Origin of the sequence: Chryseobacterium sp. BLS98 (assembly GCF_001045445.1) — a bacterium.
Classification (GTDB): domain Bacteria; phylum Bacteroidota; class Bacteroidia; order Flavobacteriales; family Weeksellaceae; genus Chryseobacterium.
Genome location: NZ_LFNF01000002.1, coordinates 231,664 through 248,235, shown reverse-complemented (window position 1 = coordinate 248,235; position 16,572 = coordinate 231,664). Strand labels below are relative to the sequence as shown.

At 34.0% G+C, this 16,572-nt stretch carries 18 protein-coding genes and 1 pseudogene; 17 read left to right on the top strand and 2 right to left on the bottom strand.

Annotated features, from left to right (window positions below; genetic code table 11):
- The first annotated feature begins 21 nt into the window (after positions 1-21).
- The 15 genes and pseudogenes from ACM40_RS06100 to ACM40_RS06030 all read left to right on the top strand — a co-directional run bounded on the left by ACM40_RS06100 (position 22) and on the right by ACM40_RS06030 (position 13,062).
- Positions 22-369: a hypothetical protein gene (locus ACM40_RS06100; RefSeq protein ID WP_131705338.1), complete on the top strand. Its 348-nt coding sequence runs from the start codon at positions 22-24 to the stop codon at positions 367-369.
- A 213-nt stretch (positions 370-582) separates the two neighbouring features.
- Complete coding sequence (locus tag ACM40_RS20365; protein ID WP_048501948.1) at positions 583-1,326, top strand: polymorphic toxin type 47 domain-containing protein; 744 nt, start codon at positions 583-585, stop codon at positions 1,324-1,326.
- Between the two features lie 4 nt (positions 1,327-1,330).
- The gene (locus ACM40_RS06090) at positions 1,331-1,750 is read left to right on the top strand and encodes a hypothetical protein (RefSeq protein WP_048501947.1); all 420 of its coding nucleotides are present in this window, start codon (positions 1,331-1,333) and stop codon (positions 1,748-1,750) included.
- 74 nt (positions 1,751-1,824) lie between these two features.
- On the top strand, positions 1,825-2,865 hold the full coding sequence (locus ACM40_RS06085) for an RHS repeat-associated core domain-containing protein (protein ID WP_083996799.1): 1,041 nt from the start codon (positions 1,825-1,827) through the stop codon (positions 2,863-2,865).
- Positions 2,865-3,254 carry a hypothetical protein gene (locus ACM40_RS06080; protein ID WP_048501945.1) on the top strand — a complete coding sequence of 130 codons (390 nt, stop codon included), beginning with the start codon at positions 2,865-2,867 and terminating at the stop codon, positions 3,252-3,254. Before ACM40_RS06085 ends, ACM40_RS06080 begins: the two co-directional genes overlap by 1 nt.
- Positions 3,255-3,477: 223 nt before the next feature.
- Positions 3,478-4,575 carry an RHS repeat domain-containing protein gene (locus ACM40_RS06075; RefSeq protein ID WP_048501944.1) on the top strand — a complete coding sequence of 366 codons (1,098 nt, stop codon included), beginning with the start codon at positions 3,478-3,480 and terminating at the stop codon, positions 4,573-4,575.
- A 7-nt stretch (positions 4,576-4,582) separates the two neighbouring features.
- Positions 4,583-4,999: a hypothetical protein gene (locus ACM40_RS06070; protein WP_131705337.1), complete on the top strand. Its 417-nt coding sequence runs from the start codon at positions 4,583-4,585 to the stop codon at positions 4,997-4,999.
- Positions 5,000-5,262: 263 nt separating this feature from the next.
- Positions 5,263-5,523 carry a hypothetical protein gene (locus ACM40_RS06065; protein ID WP_048501942.1) on the top strand — a complete coding sequence of 87 codons (261 nt, stop codon included), beginning with the start codon at positions 5,263-5,265 and terminating at the stop codon, positions 5,521-5,523.
- Between the two features lie 4 nt (positions 5,524-5,527).
- Positions 5,528-5,998: a CPCC family cysteine-rich protein gene (locus ACM40_RS06060; RefSeq protein ID WP_228376150.1), complete on the top strand. Its 471-nt coding sequence runs from the start codon at positions 5,528-5,530 to the stop codon at positions 5,996-5,998.
- Between the two features lie 170 nt (positions 5,999-6,168).
- Positions 6,169-6,432 (top strand): hypothetical protein, encoded by a 264-nt coding sequence (locus tag ACM40_RS06055; protein WP_048501940.1) that lies wholly within the window; start codon positions 6,169-6,171, stop codon positions 6,430-6,432.
- A gap of 147 nt (positions 6,433-6,579) precedes the next feature.
- The gene (locus tag ACM40_RS06050; protein WP_048501939.1) at positions 6,580-6,954 is read left to right on the top strand and encodes a hypothetical protein; all 375 of its coding nucleotides are present in this window, start codon (positions 6,580-6,582) and stop codon (positions 6,952-6,954) included.
- 45 nt (positions 6,955-6,999) lie between these two features.
- Positions 7,000-7,092: pseudogene (locus ACM40_RS20890) on the top strand (hypothetical protein); the annotation flags it as partial.
- A gap of 12 nt (positions 7,093-7,104) precedes the next feature.
- On the top strand, positions 7,105-7,911 hold the full coding sequence (locus ACM40_RS06045; protein WP_048501938.1) for a hypothetical protein: 807 nt from the start codon (positions 7,105-7,107) through the stop codon (positions 7,909-7,911).
- Positions 7,912-7,913: 2 nt separating this feature from the next.
- On the top strand, positions 7,914-8,276 hold the full coding sequence (locus tag ACM40_RS06040) for a hypothetical protein (protein WP_048501937.1): 363 nt from the start codon (positions 7,914-7,916) through the stop codon (positions 8,274-8,276).
- A gap of 880 nt (positions 8,277-9,156) precedes the next feature.
- Positions 9,157-13,062 (top strand): response regulator, encoded by a 3,906-nt coding sequence (locus tag ACM40_RS06030; protein ID WP_048501935.1) that lies wholly within the window; start codon positions 9,157-9,159, stop codon positions 13,060-13,062.
- A 114-nt stretch (positions 13,063-13,176) separates the two neighbouring features.
- Here the strand turns inward: ACM40_RS06030 and ACM40_RS06025 are convergent, their stop codons facing one another.
- Both ACM40_RS06025 and ACM40_RS06020 read right to left on the bottom strand, forming a co-directional pair.
- Positions 13,177-13,407 (bottom strand): hypothetical protein, encoded by a 231-nt coding sequence (locus ACM40_RS06025; protein WP_048501934.1) that lies wholly within the window; start codon positions 13,405-13,407, stop codon positions 13,177-13,179.
- Between the two features lie 96 nt (positions 13,408-13,503).
- On the bottom strand, positions 13,504-13,971 hold the full coding sequence (locus ACM40_RS06020) for a PA2169 family four-helix-bundle protein (RefSeq protein ID WP_048501933.1): 468 nt from the start codon (positions 13,969-13,971) through the stop codon (positions 13,504-13,506).
- Between the two features lie 407 nt (positions 13,972-14,378).
- On the opposite strand from ACM40_RS06020, the gene ACM40_RS06015 reads away from it, so the two are divergent.
- Both ACM40_RS06015 and ACM40_RS06010 read left to right on the top strand, forming a co-directional pair.
- On the top strand, positions 14,379-15,038 hold the full coding sequence (locus ACM40_RS06015) for a MarR family winged helix-turn-helix transcriptional regulator (RefSeq protein ID WP_048501932.1): 660 nt from the start codon (positions 14,379-14,381) through the stop codon (positions 15,036-15,038).
- A 43-nt stretch (positions 15,039-15,081) separates the two neighbouring features.
- A complete protein-coding gene (locus tag ACM40_RS06010; protein WP_048501931.1) occupies positions 15,082-16,572 on the top strand; it encodes a phytoene desaturase family protein in 1,491 nt (496 codons plus the stop codon).

The following is a 16,572-nucleotide window of genomic DNA, read 5'->3' as shown; positions in this document are numbered from 1 at the left end:
ACAATTACTAAATTATTTATAATGGATTGGTATGATGGAGTTATAACATCAATTACTTCACTTGAAAAAGATATTTATATATTTCATTGTATTCAAATAAATTCTGCTAATAGTGAGAGAACATATTATTGTGTAAAAATAGATGAAAAATCATTTAAACAAATTGAATACATGATGGATAAAAAAATTATCACTAGAAAGGATTGGAATATGATAAATTTGCTTTTTGAAATGAACAATAAATATGAGAATGTTTTTTTGTCAAAATCGGAATCGCTATTAGTTGGCTCAGATATTACTTTTACTAAAGTGAAGAGTTCGGATATTATAAATATCAAGTTTCCTTTTGATATTTCCATTCTATATTAGCAGTCCCAATGTAGTGATTAGTAATACCAGATGTATTGTTAATAAAATATGTAATGATATACTTAAATGTGGTAATGTAACAGACGTGTTGGTAATAAATTAGAATATTAAAAATCAATGTTCTAATTTTTAAACTTAAACTAAAAATGATATTTGGAATGATAATTATGGTAGCTAGAGTAGAAAAAATAAGAAAATAGGCTATCTAAAATATTGAAGATCATAACATCTACTCTTGAACCAGATCAAAGCGATTTGCCATGGTATCTTAATAAAGGTGAGTATGGCGGAAAACCTGTTCTGACGTTAGGATTGCATAATATTAAGTTTCCATACATGCAAAGAGAACAATATGACTCAGATGTATTAGAAAATGGAGACCGATTTATGAAGAATGCTTTGGGCTCTGCTTATAATGGTCTTGCATCTATGTGGAATGAAGGGATGCAGGGAAAAGAAGGTTCAGCCATGATGTTTGAAGGGGATCGGGATGCGGAATCTGCTGTAAGGAGGATTGTTAGGGGAAATGCAGGGGCAGAGGAATTTGAAGGGTTGGCGGCAATGGCAATTATTCATAGATTAAGTAGAGGCGGAGCAGGAGAAGGGCTAACTGGAAATAATTGGGAATTTAATCCTATAAAAGATGTTGATATGCGGGGGGGAGCTACACATTTAGCAGCTCTAGAAGAAGCATTTAAAAGAACGGGAGTACCAAAGGAATTATTTAAAGTGACAAAATGGGGGAAAGATGTAAATGGAAAATCAATACCTGTAGAATATACAGGGCCAGGAGGAGCTAATGTAAATATGGACATGCCTGCATTTAATAATGTAAAGTCAACAGGAAAGTTAGGAGAAGGACCTCATCAACCCCATATAGGATATCAAACAATGGGAAGAGGGCCTAATAGAATTAGAGGCCATATTTTTATAGATAATATACCAGCAACAAGATAAATAAATGGAAAACGATTTTTTATATAAGATTAAAGAATTAGAAGCAGCTGCAAAAAAATTGCTTTTAGAATATTCAATAATTGAAGGCGAAAATGCTCAAAAATTTATTCTAGATACAATTAATAAATTTAAACCTATTAAAGTAATAGGTAATTTATCGATAGGTAGTGATATTTCAGAAAAGTTACCTACCGATGAATATGAATTTAATTTTTCTGAAAAATATATCTCAGGAACTGTATCTATTTTTTTCGAACAAGATTACTATAACAAAAACCAAATATTTGTTTTAAAGAATGGAAAACTTTTTTCCAAATTAATGCAAGAATGTTATGGGATGGAATATTTTCTAACAAATGATATAAATAGTTATTTAATTTCGGTCAATTGGTATGTTATAGAAATTCTATTCAAGAATGAATAGATTAATTATGGCCATAAATCAAATGCCCGCCTGAAGGTAAATAACAATGTACAGATTGGAATTCCAACCAAAATGTGGATTTGTTATCTTTTTTGAGACAAAATGTTTATACTCTTTTTTATTATTACGGAGCAAGATATTACGATCCTAAACGAAGCTTCTGGTTAAGTGTAGACCCATTATCAGAAATTACGCAGTCTCCATATGCGTATGTTTGGAATGATCCTGTTAACTTTGCAGATCCTACGGGATTGATGGGGGAGAGATTGGGAAAACCGTATGATTGGGGAAGAAAAGGAAATCGTTGGGAATGGAGATCGGAAATAACAAAAGATAATTATAGAAAACTTGGTTATGATGATTATTCAGATGGTTATTCTAATAATCAATATAATTCAGTTAATAATACAACTGTTACATTAGGAGCTGGGGGACACTGGAGCGAAGTATCAAATACTGGTATTTGGAGTGGAGTCAAAAATGGTTTATTTGCATGGGGAAGCGATATAAAGAATTTTTTTACTAGCACAATATTTACAGGGCAATTTTGGGGAGAGACAGCGGAAAGTTTGGTTAGTAACGGACATGCTAATATTCCTGATTATGGAAAATGGAATTCGTATCAATGGGGGCATGCCGTGGGATATGAAACTCCGAATACAGCAATTCAAGTTGCGACCTATGCTCTTACGAAAATAGAAATACCATTTAGTAAAACTTTTTATACCGTGCAAGGTGCAGAAGATGTTGCAAGATTAAAATCAGGAGGAATACCATGGCCAACATCACCAACATCTGCTCATTTTGGAGAAGGTCTATATACTTGGGATACTAGAGCTGAAGCTGAAGCCTATCGCGATTTACTAAAGAAAAATCTTCCTGAATTACATTTGGAAATAATGGAGTTCAAAATAAGCAAAGGAAGCTTTAATAGATTTAAAAAATTTGAAGTTCCTTTAGATGATGACTTGGCAAATTCATGGCTGAATAAGCATAGTAGTTTGTTTGGTAATGGAGAACCTCATGGATTTCAATATATAAAGCGTAGTTCAAGCATGGGTTATGAACACTATTTTGATAAAAATGTATTTAATAAATTTAAATTAAAAAATTAATGGATAGATTAACAATATTAAAAACAAGTTGGGGAATTGCTATATTTTATGAAATAAAAGAATTGTTAGATTTAAATGAAAACTCTGTAAACATACATAAAATTGCACCACAGGTATATCTAAAATTAAATGATAATATAATTGATAATATATCGCTTAATTATTTAAAAAAAGGTATTAAAAGTATAATACAATATATAGACATATTTCCTGTAATTTTTTCTATAGAGAAACTAGAGTATAATTTTTGTGATTATCAACCTGAAGGTATGTATTATGCTTTCAGAAAATGGTTTTTTGAAAATCATAATATGGAATTTCCCATTATTAATGTTTATTATGATAAAGAAACAAATAAATATATATTTCCTGATTTAACAGTTGAATAGATTTTAGGTTAAGATATTATTTCTCTTCTGTATGATTATATATTTCTGTGTTCCCTTTCCTAAGAAATATAAGTTTTTTAGCGTTGCTATATTTTTAAAAAAGTTTAATACTTTTTGGTAATTTGTATTTATAAATATCCTAAAGATGGAGTTTTTACTACCATCTTAATGAGCCTCAATATTAACGAATATCAAAGGAAATGTAACCAATTGGTACGAGTATATGCCGTATGGGGAAATGCTGATGGAAAATACGACGATGGACTACGATAATCCTTACAGGTTCAACAGCAAAGAGCTTGATATGGCAACAGGATACTACTATTACGGAGCAAGATATTACGATCCTAAACGAAGCTTCTGGCTAAGTGTAGACCCATTATCAGAAATTACGCAGTCTCCGTATGCCTATGTTTGGAATGATCCTGTTAACTTTGCAGATCCAACGGGATTGATGGGGGAAAGAGTGGGAGGCCCGGGACATGGACCGAAAACTATTAAAGATTGTTTTGGAGGTGGTGATAATTATGGTCCAGATCCTCTACCAAAACATATGAGAACTGCGGCTATAAGAATTGCAGCAGCTGGAGTTAATAGTGTTGGTAGTGGACAATTTAAAGGGAACTCAGGAGCTGAGAAGTTGATGAACAAATTAATGATTAATTACGCAGGTAGCCATGATATGACATTAGGTCAAATGGCCAGTATGCAGAACGAAATCGGTCAGTTTTATCAGGGTTTGATTTTGGTAAGAGGATGGGATAAAGAAACATATGACGGTCTTTATACTAAGGTTATCAAAAATTTAAAACTAAATCATGAGGGTGTGCAATATGGTACTGGTCAGGCTATAAAAGAAGCTGAGAATAATTGGGGAGTTTTAGGAATGGCAGGAGAGGTTTCTGCTATGATAGCTGCTGAAGGACTTTTCCCTGTTAATGCAGGTAAGATAAAGCCAAGGGGTATAAAACCAAGCGGTAATGTAAATCCATCAGCATATGAAGATGCTATTGCTGCTGAAACCTTGAGAGATTATAGGGCTGCCAACACAAATATTGATTGTTCCGAATTAGCAAGTGGTTATAATAGAATGTATAAAGGTGGCTATGTTTTGGAAATTACACCATCTTCAGGAAAGTGGTTGAATGGTATAGAATATGGAAAAAAAGAAGCTTTTACATATCATCAGGTATATGTTAAAGGGAATTATGTTTATGACCCTATGTATAGTGGAACTCCAATACGAACTAAAGATTATATTAAAGTCTATCAAAAAATGAATCCGAAAGGAATAAAATTACAAAGACAAATAATTGATTAAAATTAAAATGGAAGAAATAGATATTAATACTATAATGTTTGAAACCTTATATAAGATTTCACCTTTACGAACTTCAAAAGTTTCAATGTTTTCGCTAGATGATATTTATGGTCATCCACCATTTCTTCGCTTTGGATTTTATTTAGCGGATGAAACAGAATTGATATCTATCCTTGAGAAGATTACTAATGAATTTGAAGGTAATTTAGAATGGCTAATTAGAAAAAAGCCCGAAAGTAAAAATTGCATTTTAATTCCTATAATTTTTGAAGAAATCCAATCAGAAGGTCAATTTTATAAAAAAAACTTTTGGATCAAGCAATTTGGTGAAGATATTTATAAAAAATATGTTGATTTTGCTCTGGAAGATATACCAAAATTAGCTGAACATATCAAAAAAGAATTTCCTAAGATTTTTCGGTAGCGTGGTAATAAAATATAGCGTTGATTTTCAATGCTATATTTTTACAGATTGAATAAGTATTGAAAGTTTGATATGATATTTGGGTAGTCGGAATAAAAGAAAATTGAAAATAGGCTACTTAAAATATTGATAATCATACAAGGTGTTTCAAATGTGTTGGTAGGAAAAACTTGGATTTGCTATCTTTTTTGAGACAAAAATAGTTTAATGATTGCAATATCATTTGGAAAGGTTTTTCTAAGGGGGAACTCGCAACCCATTTTTTGAAACATGGGGCTGAATTTGGAGAAATTATTCAAAGTCAATATTTAAAGCTAGCAAAAAGTTTTGCTGGTGAAACAGGTGAACATATCCAAGAACAAGTTGTTGGTAAATTTTTAGTTAAATTTAATAGTAATACACAAGAAATCCTTGTTGGAAGAATGGATTTAAGAGAGATCAGAACGTTTTATAGAGCAAATCCCAATATAAGTACTACTCCTTTCCAAGATGCTCTTGACTTGGCGGCTAGTTTAACAAAATAAAGGCATGATAAATATAGAATTAAATATAGTAATAAATATACTGTCATTAAATGAGTTTTCAAGAATGACAGTAAAAGAACGAGAAGAGTTTAGTGAAAATGAAGGAATTGAGCAAGGAGAAATTTTTGAATATTTAAAAGAGAAATATAATGGAGTAAAAGTTTCTTATGTTGAAGAAAAAATTAAAACGTTATATCAATTACCTATTACTGTTTTTGGATCAACAAAAGAATTAAATCCGTGTCCATGCTGTAATTTCAAAACAATTTTTGAAAAAGGCAATTATCAAATCTGTCCAGTGTGTTTTTGGGAAGACGATGGAAATACAGATGATATGAAAACTAGTTCTGCTAATCATATGACATTAAAAGAAGCAAAAGAGAATTTTAAGTCAAAAGGTGCTATTTCAGACCAATTCTTGAAATTCGTAGACAAAGAATCTGAAGTGAAATATTATAAGAATAACTATTTATAATAATATAAGAGGCTGTAAGATTTCAGCCTCTTTTTGATTTTTAATAATTCCCCTCAAATATCCTCTCCTGGAAAGGACACTGCTTATCTCAGTTCTTTTGATACGATCAAGTATTATCCTCTTATTATTCAAAGCTTCAAAGTTCAGCACTGGTAAATCCTAGTGCTTCAATGATGAAGGCGTACATAGAAGCAGAAGGCGGAGTTTACCTTTTTAGAGGATTTAAAGGAATCTTGTTTTATGATGCAGGAGTCCAATATACAAAAGTTGGGCATTGGTCTTCAAGAGAAAGCTATAATATAATGTCCGAAGCAGGTCATGTTGTGCCTGAACAAGGGAGCTTGACGTTTTTTCCACAGCTGGGCCATATAGTTGCGCGGCTGCTCCCAAAGGATGGGTTTATTCTGAAATGGAAATTCAATCAAATAGCTTAATACCAGCAGGAACAACAGATTGGCTCAAAGCCGTACATCCAGAATCAGCAGTGAACGGGCAAAGCCAAATAAGAGCAGTTTTAAAAAAAGGAGGTCAATTAACACCACCTATACGAAATCTTACACCAATTCTTAAAACGAAATAATATGAAAGAAAAAGTTGAGCAGATATTAGTAGAATTTAAGCTTAAATTAGAAAGCAAGTTTCCTTCTAAAATTAAATCAGAAATTACATCGATGAAACCTTCAATTTTAGGTAGCACGGGATTCCATTTCAATTTTGAATCAAAAATTTGTATAGAAATATTTTTTTGGGAACATGGGATAATAGAGATATGGTCATTTTATTTTGAAAATGAATATAAAGAAATAAATTCTTTAGTAGATATTAATGATACTAAGGACCTATTAGAATACAATTTTACTCCAAAAAACTATCAAAGTTTATTTTATCCAGAAGAATCAATTAATATTTTTATTGAAAAATTAGATGAGTTGGTGACATTAATTGATAAAATATAAGAATTTATTTTTGATAATATGTTGAGTTGATTTTATTATAGTCCTAGACGAAGTTTCTGGTTAAGTGTAGATCCATTATCAGAAATTACACAGTCTCCATATGCCTATGTTTGGAATGATCCTGTTAACTTTGCAGATCCAACGGGATTGATGGGGGAAAGAGTTGGAGGGAAAAATCCAAAAGATTGGTACAGAGATAGATTTGGAAATGTTTATTGGCATGACAGTCAGGAAGATCAGATTAAGGGAGAAAATGGTGAGACACTTACACGTTTAGGGAAATCGGGTTCATATATTAACAATAGAGGAACAGTTACTGAACTGAATAAGGATCGTACAGTTACCGAAAGTGGGAAAATATCTCTTGTTGTGAAGCCTACTCCTATGGCCGCAAGTGCGATGTACGGGACTGATTCCCCTCAAATATCCTCTCCTGGAAAGGTCACTGCTTATCTCAGTTCTTTTGATACGACCAAGTATTATCCTCTTACTACTCAAAAGCTTCAAAGTCCGGCACTGGTAGATCCTAGTGCTTCAATGATGAAGGCGTACATAGAAGCAGAAGGCGGAGTTTACCTTTTTAGAGGATTTAAAGGAATATTGTTTTATGATAGAGCATGGCAATGGGAAAGAGTTGGGCATTGGTCTCCAAGATCAAATTATGAACAGATGGTAAGGACAGGACGTTTAGTAGAGGAACCTGGTGCGGAAGGGCGCACTTTTCTTTCAGAAGCTGCAGCTGGTGCGGAAAATTGGGAAGCAGCACCTAAAAACTGGGTATATTCAGAATTTGAAGTACGAACACAAGATATCATGCAAGGTGGTAGGCCGGAGTGGAGACAAGGTCTATTTAAAACAGAGCCTAGTATGCGCCTAAAACAATATATTGTTGATAAAAAAGGAGGGTCATTAGCTCCCATGATTAGAAACATTTCACCTATTCTAAAAGCCAAATAATTATGAGAGAAGAAATAAAAAATATTTTATCACAACTCAAAATGGAATTGGAAGTTAAATATAAATTTGAAGAATCAAAACTGTCTAAAGTTGGACCTTCTATATTGGGAGCAACAGGAATACGTATGCATTTTGAATCACAATTTAGTTTAATCATATATTTTTGGGAACATGGAATAATAGATATTACTTGTCTATATTCAAAAAGAAAGTATTGGGGTCTGATTGAAGAAATAAAAGAGATTATGGTTTACGTCTACACACCCAAAGATTATCAAAATAAAATTTATCCACAAGAGTCATTTGATATTCTTTTGGAGAAAATAGAAGAATTAAAAAAAGAATACAGAAAGTATACCCTATAGAGTGAGCCTCCAACAGAATAAAAAAAGAAAGGGATTATAAAGAATGATAAAAGAGAATAGTTTCTATTCCAAAGAAAAGCGTAATGAAAGAAAAAGTTGAGCAGATATTATTAGAATTTAAGCTTAAGTTAGAAAGAAAGTTTCCTTCTAAAATTAAATCAGAAATTAAATTGATTAAACCTTCAATCTTAGGTAATACGAGATTCCATTTCAATTTTGAATCAAAAATTTGTATAGAAATATTTTTTTTGGGAACATGGGATAATAGAGATATGGTCATTTTATTTTGAAAATGAATATAAAGAAATGAATTCTTTAATAGATATTAATGATACTAAGGACTTATTAGAATACAATTTTACTCCAAAAAACTATCAAAGTTTATTTTATCCAGAAGAATCAATTAATATTTTGATTAAAAAATTAGATGAGTTGAAGATATTAATTAATAAAGTATGAGAACTTATTTTTGATAAAATATGGAATTGAATTTTTATTGAGATCCTAAACAAAGTTTCTGGTTGAGTGTAAATTCATTATCAGAACCATATACTTATATCTTTAATACGGCGTTGCTTTTAAACAAGCGACGCCATTTTTGTTTTTGATAAATAAGATACCATTTTAATACAATTTTTATTTGATTTGTTAAAAGTGGATAACTAGGTCTTTTCTCATGCCTGATATTTAGACTTAAAAGTTAGTATGATTCATATTTGCCTATTATATATATTCCGAATAATTTTCTTATTTATCGTAATATTGGTACTCATAATTGATTATTGTATCTATTAATTATGAAATAATTAAGTTTATAAAAATAATTTTTATAATAATTTTCTGACTATATTTAACATAAAACAAATAGTAAATTAATATTATGGACAATTATCCAGTACCTGATAATGAAAAAGAAAGAGTTAAAAAACTGGAACTATTTGATCTTCTGAATCTTCCAAAGGATCCTCAATTAGATGTTTTTGCAGAAACTGCGTGTCTGGTTGCAGATTGTCCCAGCTCGCTTATTGCGATTATGGAAAGCCAGATTCAGACGATACAGAGCTGTATTGGAATTTCTTTAGATACCGTAGATCGGGAAAACACACTATGCCAGTATTCCATTGCAAGCGGAGATGTTGTGGTAATCAATGATACTTTGACGGACAGCAGGTCATCAGGCAATTCAATAATTTTGGAAAGCGGAATTCGCTTCTACGCAGGTGTGCCGCTGATCGATGATGAAGGCTTTGTATTGGGGACCCTTTGTGTAATAGATTATATGCCTAAAACTATTTCGGAAGACCAGATTGCCACCCTTAAAAAAGTAGGTGAGGCAGTGACAAAGTTTTTCCTGAACAAAAGGAAGAACATTCAGGCCGAATATTTTCAACAGACCTTTGATGTTTCCAATAACCTGATTTGTGTTCTGGATAATGAATTTATTCTTAAAGAAGTAAACCCAACCTTTGAAAAAGTTTTCGGATTACCCAAGAATCAGGCTGTTCATCAGAATTTCCTGACGCTTTTGGGAGAGCAGGATGCAGACTTGCAGCTCAAATTAAAAAACTTTCTACAGACTGATGAAGAACTGATATTTACAGCCTCTACAAAAATTGGTGAAGCGGCTCCCATCATTATAGAATGGTATCTGAAACAAAATCAAAATCATTCCGGAATTTTTTGTTTCGGGATTAATATTACCCAGCATATCGAGGAAAGACTTCAGCTTGAAAGTTCAGAACGCCGTTTCAGAAGCTTTTTTGAAAACGCTATCGGCCTGATGAGCATGCACGATATGGAAGGGAATATTCTTGAAGTGAATGAAAAAGGAAGAGAAAACCTGCAATATTCTGCAGAAGAAGTAGGGGGATTGAATCTGAAAGACCTGGTTCCTGAGCAAAACTGGCCTTTGCTGGAGCAATATCTTCAGCGGATCAATCAAAATAAAGAAGACTTCGGGACGATGATCCTCAAATCAAAAAAAGGCGAAGAACTGGTCTGGATGTACCATAATCTTGTAGAAACTGATAAAGACGGGAATCCCTATGTAGTAAGTACAGCCCTGAATGTCACTGAAAGAATAACCCTTGAAAGAGATCTTGTATATGCCAAGAAAATGCTTGAGCAGACAAGCTCGGTTGCCCAGGTGGGCGGTTGGGAAGTCAATCTGAAGAATAATACTGTATTCTGGTCAAAGACAACAAAAGAAATTCATAAAATAGATCCTGAGTTTCAGCCGGATTTTGAAAATGCAATTGGTTTTTACAAAGATGAAGACGGACAAAAAATTAATTTCCTTTTCAATAGGGCTGTTTCGGAAGGTATTCCTTATGATGAAGAGGTTCAGCTGGTCCGCAATGATGGAGTTACGATCTGGGTGAGAGTGAAAGGAATTCCGGAGTTTGAAAACGGAGTATGCAATAGGGTTTTCGGGATTATTCAGGACATTGATGCCTTTAAAAATATTTATCTGGAGCTTGAAAAGAAAGAAGGAATGATGCAATCTTTCGCCACCTATGTTCCTGTTGCTGTAGCGATGTTTGATAAAGAGCTTAATTATATTTCAGTAAGTGCCAGCTGGCAAGAAGAATTCAATATGCATAATATGAAGTTGGTGGGTGAGAATATCTTTACCATTTCTCCGGATGTTCCCGAAGAGAGAAAAACCATTTACAAGAACGCTTTAAAGGGTACGGTATATAAAAATGAAGATTTTGCCATTGAAGTTTTACATAAAGAAGGAATCCAGCATTACAATGTGGAAGTGGGCCCATGGTATCTTTCTGATGGTGTGGTAGGAGGCGTAATAGTCTCTGTGCAGAATATCACCAATGCTGTTAAAATCAATGAAGAGCTGAAAAATGCAAAAAAAATGGCAGATATTGCGAGCAAGGCCAAATCAGAATTTCTGGCCAATATGAGTCACGAAATCCGTACCCCTCTGAATGGCGTGATAGGATTTTCAGATCTGCTTTTAAAAACTCCACTCAATGAAATACAAACCCAATATCTGAATTATATTAATGAATCCGGGGAAAACCTGCTTGCCATCATTAATGACATTCTGGACTTTTCCAAGATAGAGTCCGGTAAAATGGAGCTCCTCATTGAAAAATCCAATGTTTATGACCTGGTCAGCCAGGTAGTCAATGTAATTCTTTATCAGTCGCAGAAAAAGAATATTGAGCTGCTGCTTAATATCGAGCAGGGACTGCCGAAAATCCTTTGGCTGGATGAAACCCGGCTGAAGCAGATTCTGATCAATCTTTTAGGGAATGCAGTGAAATTCACACAGCAGGGTGAAATTGAGCTTAAAGTAGAAAAACTGAATATCAGCGATAAAAATATAACATTAAGATTTTCAGTAAGAGATACCGGGATAGGCATTCCGCTTGAAAAGCAGCAGCATATTTTTGATGCTTTTACACAGGAAAACAGTTCCATCAGCAAACGCTACGGCGGAACCGGGCTGGGACTTACGATATCAAATAATATTTTGGGCTATATGGGAAGCCACCTTTCCCTGAATAGCACACTGGGAAAAGGGTCTGTATTTTTCTTTGATATTGAAGTGCCTTATGAAATTTCCGAAACCGGTGAAGATGAAGAACTGAAAATAGAAAAAGTCCTCATTGTAGACGATAATGAGGCGAATAGGGTGATTCTTCAGCACATGCTGGCGTATAAAAAAATTGAATCAAAATTGGCAGCCAACGGAATGGAAGCCTTACAGATTTTATTGTCAGGAGAACGGTTTGATGTTATTTTAATGGATTACCATATGCCGGTTATTTCCGGACTGGAGACCATTGAAAAAATTAAGCAATTATTCATTCAGAAAAATGAAACTTCCCCACTTGTTATCCTGCATACTTCCTCAGAAGAGCATGATGTGATCAATTCTTTCCGGCAGGACGAAAACTCGTATTTCCTTTTAAAGCCTATAAAATCAGAGGAGCTCTATCAAACTTTGAAACGTGCGGTACAGCATAATGTTAAAGAAATATCTGTAGCTGCAGAATCGGAAATGGAAGTTTCTTTATTTCCACCTGATCTTCATGTTTTGCTTGTTGATGATAACCCTGTGAATATGGTACTTAACAACAAAATGATCAAATCCCTGATTCCGGACGCACAGCTTACCGAAGCGGGCAATGGACTGGAAGCTCTGGAACAATGTAAAAGCAAACATTTTTCGTTGATACTGATGGATGTTCAGATGCCTGTAATGGATGGTATTGAAGCTACAAAACAGATCCGTCTTCTTCCCGGATATCAGGATACCCCAATTATTGGAGTCACAGCAGGAACCATAATAGGTGAAAAGGAAAAATGTATCATGTCCGGAATGAATGATTTTCTTCCGAAACCCTTAAGGCAGGCAGATCTTCTGGAAATGCTTACAAAATATATTTCCGGCAATAAAGCGGAAAACAAAAATGCTATAAAAACGGAAAAATATCTTGACCTGAATCTTCTCAATGATCAAATGGGAGAAGATGATGAAGATTTTAGGAAAATGTTCCTGAACCTGGTCATCCAACAGCTTTCTGAGGCCGAAAACAATATAAAAAATGCCGCTGCCGAAGAAAATACAGACGAATTGAAAAAAATCCTTCATAAGCTGAAAGGGACCGCCGGAACCGCAGGATTGATAAAGCTGGCAGAAACCGCTTTATACTGGGAAAAGAAAGGAGAAGAAACTAAAGATTTCTCATCCTTAAAGCAGGAAATAACTGATGAAATAACAATCGGATTAAATTTAATAAAAGGTATAATAAAATAAAAAACAAAAATTATGTTGATTCTGATCGCCGAAGACGATGAACTGATTCTAAGTTTACAGGAATTAAATATGCATTGAAGATTGATCTGTTTCCTTGAGCTTATCCATTTCCACCTACACATTGATGAGCCTTACCAAGTCCGTTTCAAATTGAATATGGCCTGCATCTACCGTGTAAGAGGATTCGGTAACATCGGGACGGTCAGTTTCCATTTCTCTCATATGCTCCTGTGCTACAGGATTAAAAAGTGAGTAATTCTTATGGGATTCCTGTTGTGCAAAGCAAACTGAAAGCAGAAATAAGATGGCAAAAGCTAATTTTGAGAAAAAATAAAGGTTATTCATAGTTTTGTTTAAAAGTTTTTAAGGTTTGGGATGTCATTAATGCAAACACTTCTGGTTCAGCTGGTTGGTGAAATAGATATCCCCGCTATGAATAAATTATTCATCTTTTTTCTTATAGTGCTCGATATTGTTGAATTGATGATAAGAAGTACGCAGCTGTTTCAGCTGTTCGGCAATTACTTTTGAACTTTCCGAACAGAGGTTACCACTTTTTAAAGCGCTTTCATAAGCCTCAATAGCATGCTTTTCACCAAAAACTACATTTCCCAAAGTTTCTTTATCATTATTGCTTGCCGGTAAAGAATTTTTAATGTCGATCCACGTCCGGTGCAGGCTGCCTGCCAATGATGAGGTTTCTTCATCGGGATTTCCACCTCTTTCGGTAATGAGATTAATAATTTCATTCTTCATTATTTTCGACTGGGAGATCATTTTATCATATTCTCCTTTCAGATCAGAATAGCTTTCCCAAACTTTTCCTTCTACGCTTTCAAAACCTTTAATTCTGTCATTGGTTATATGAAGCAAATCATTGAGTGTTGAAATTGTTTTAGTATTTTCCATATTAATTATTTTAAAAAAATTAAACAATAAATATGCCCACGAATTTTATTTTGTGGTATGCGTTAGCTTTTTTTTATAAAATTCACAATTTAAATGTGACATTCCACATGTGCTAATTACTTTTCCATTGTATCTAGGTCTTTGTCTTAAAACCTTAATCTCTGATTTATAAAAAAATACATTTAGTTTATTAATGAACAATTTTGTATTGATTAGCATAAATTATATTCTTTTTTTTACATTAACTTTTAATTAATTAAATTATTGTTTGTCAGGGTTTTATGTCTATGTCTGGTCAATGTCTCTTTGAAATGTTGTTTATCACCTTCCATTTTAAATCGGAAAATTAAAATTAAAAGTATATTTATATTCTTTTATTGGTATATTTGTATACTAATTTGATTCAAATGAATTTTGATCTTATAAAAGCAGTTGTGGAACTTGTTCAGCAATTCATGGAGCAAAATGAAGGGAAAGCGATATACAGCAATAATCTTCAGGGCTTTACAGAATGGCTCAACGCTTCCTGTAGGAATGGTTCTAAACCTGAAGATCCGGATTGGGAAGGAAAGGAATCGGGAAGAAGTTCCGAAAGTATCATCAATACTTTACTGATAAGAATTAGTAGGTATGCAAAATCCTATTCACGGTCGGCCATCAGCAATTCGGGATTTTCAAGTCAGGATGATTTCATTTACCTGATAAGTCTGAAAACGATGGGTGCGATGACAAAAATGGAATTGATAAGACATAATGTACACGAGAAGTCTGCAGGCATCCTTATTATTAACCGCTTAATCCTTAATGGCTGGGCGGTGCAGACCATCAATGAAAAAGACAAAAGAACAAAGCATATTCAGATAACAGAGAAAGGGCTTGCCCTATTGGAAGAACAAATGGATGAAATCCGCAAAGCTTCAAAGGTGGTAGTAGGAAATCTTACTCATTCTGAACAAATGCTGCTTATAACCATACTGTCTAAACTGGATGAATTTCATGATTATTATTATCGTATGAATCTTGAAACCGGGGATTTGCTGGATAATGTGTACAAAAGATTGAATTAATGCAGTACTAAAAGTACCTGCTGGAACTATTAAATAAATAAGAATGAATAGTGGAAGCTTAAGAAAGAGGATTGCGGTGATAGGTTCTGGGTTTTCCGGACTCTCCGCTGCTGCCTATGCCGCGAAATCCGGGAATGAAGTACATGTATTTGAAAAACATCACCAGCCGGGCGGACGCGCAAGACAATTTAAAACAGAGGAAGGCTATGTTTTCGATATGGGGCCCAGCTGGTACTGGATGCCTGATATTATTGAAAGCTTTTTCGCAGATTTTGGTTTTAAAGCATCTGATTTCTTTACGCTGGTTTCTTTAAATCCTCAGTTTGAGATGATCTTTTCTAAAGAAAAAGTTTCAGTGCCTGAGAAAAATGAAGATATCCGCGAGCTCTTTGAAAAAATAGAAAAGGGAGCGGGGAAGAAATACGATCAATTTATGAAATCTGCCCGATTCAAGTATGAAGTGGGAATGAAAGATTTTGTAACCAAGCCTTGTTATAGCTGGCTTGAATTTGCTTCGTTAAAAATAGCAGGCAGTGCTTTGAAGCTTAATCTTTTAAGTGATTTCAGGAAATATGTTTCAGGTTATTTTACTGACCCGAAACTCAGATCGCTGATGGAATTTCCGGTTATATTTCTTGGCGCATCTCCACAGCATATCCCCGCCCTTTACAGCCTTATGAATTATGGAGGGTATGTTTTGGGAACAAAATACCCGATGGGAGGTTTCTATCAGCTTGTTCTGGCTATGAAAGAAGTGGCTGAAAAACAAGGCGTGACTTTTCACTTTAACCATGATGTGCAGAAAATCAATACGGAAAACGGAAAGGTTACTTCAATAACCGTAGATGGTCAAGATTATGAATTTGATGCAGTCATTGCCTCATCAGATTATCATCATACGGAAACCTTAATTCCCAAGTCGCTCAGAAACTACAATGATGCTTATTGGAAAACAAGAACTTTCGCTCCTTCGTGTCTTATTTATTACCTGGGGATCAAAGGAAAAATTCCTCGTCTGAAACATCATAGCCTTTTTTTTGAAAATGATTTGGACAATCATATAGACTGTATTTATTTGAATAAGAAATGGCCTTCCAAGCCTCTTTTTTATGCATGTTGCCCTTCGAAAACAGATCCCCATGTAGCTCCTGCGGATTGTGAGAATCTTTTTTTGCTGCTGCCCCTGGCTCCGGGAATACACGATGAAGAGTCTGTAAGAGAAAAATATCTGGTGGAGATGCTTGAAAGAATTGAAAAACATACCGGTGAAACCGATCTTATTTCCAGAATTGAATATAAAAGGAGCTATTGTGTAAGTGATTTTATTTCAGATTATAATGCTTACCAGGGTAATGCTTACGGATTATCGAATACACTGTCACAAACAGCAGTTTTAAAACCTAAAATAAAAAACAGAAAGATCAGGAATCTTTTTTATACGGGACAATTGACTGTTCCGGGCCCAGGAGTTCCTCCATCCGTAATTTCTGGGAAAATTGTAGGGATTGAAGTGAGTAAACTAAAAATAAAATAA

Excerpts from the sequence above, each read along its gene's own strand:
- ACM40_RS06055 (WP_048501940.1), top strand. The coding sequence starts at position 6,169 with ATGATGAAGGCGTACATAGAAGCAGAAGGCGGAGTTTACCTTTTTAGA.
- ACM40_RS06075 (WP_048501944.1), top strand. The coding sequence starts at position 3,478 with ATGCCGTATGGGGAAATGCTGATGGAAAATACGACGATGGACTACGAT.
- ACM40_RS06060 (WP_228376150.1), top strand. The coding sequence starts at position 5,528 with ATGATAAATATAGAATTAAATATAGTAATAAATATACTGTCATTAAAT.
- ACM40_RS06015 (WP_048501932.1), top strand. The coding sequence starts at position 14,379 with ATGAATTTTGATCTTATAAAAGCAGTTGTGGAACTTGTTCAGCAATTC.
- ACM40_RS06045 (WP_048501938.1), top strand. The coding sequence starts at position 7,105 with ATGGGGGAAAGAGTTGGAGGGAAAAATCCAAAAGATTGGTACAGAGAT.
- ACM40_RS06025 (WP_048501934.1), bottom strand. The coding sequence starts at position 13,407 with ATGAATAACCTTTATTTTTTCTCAAAATTAGCTTTTGCCATCTTATTT.
- ACM40_RS06040 (WP_048501937.1), top strand. The coding sequence starts at position 7,914 with ATGAGAGAAGAAATAAAAAATATTTTATCACAACTCAAAATGGAATTG.
- ACM40_RS06100 (WP_131705338.1), top strand. The coding sequence starts at position 22 with ATGGATTGGTATGATGGAGTTATAACATCAATTACTTCACTTGAAAAA.
- ACM40_RS06090 (WP_048501947.1), top strand. The coding sequence starts at position 1,331 with ATGGAAAACGATTTTTTATATAAGATTAAAGAATTAGAAGCAGCTGCA.
- ACM40_RS06080 (WP_048501945.1), top strand. The coding sequence starts at position 2,865 with ATGGATAGATTAACAATATTAAAAACAAGTTGGGGAATTGCTATATTT.
- ACM40_RS06070 (WP_131705337.1), top strand. The coding sequence starts at position 4,583 with ATGGAAGAAATAGATATTAATACTATAATGTTTGAAACCTTATATAAG.
- ACM40_RS06010 (WP_048501931.1), top strand. The coding sequence starts at position 15,082 with ATGAATAGTGGAAGCTTAAGAAAGAGGATTGCGGTGATAGGTTCTGGG.
- ACM40_RS06030 (WP_048501935.1), top strand. The coding sequence starts at position 9,157 with ATGGACAATTATCCAGTACCTGATAATGAAAAAGAAAGAGTTAAAAAA.
- ACM40_RS06050 (WP_048501939.1), top strand. The coding sequence starts at position 6,580 with ATGAAAGAAAAAGTTGAGCAGATATTAGTAGAATTTAAGCTTAAATTA.
- ACM40_RS06020 (WP_048501933.1), bottom strand. The coding sequence starts at position 13,971 with ATGGAAAATACTAAAACAATTTCAACACTCAATGATTTGCTTCATATA.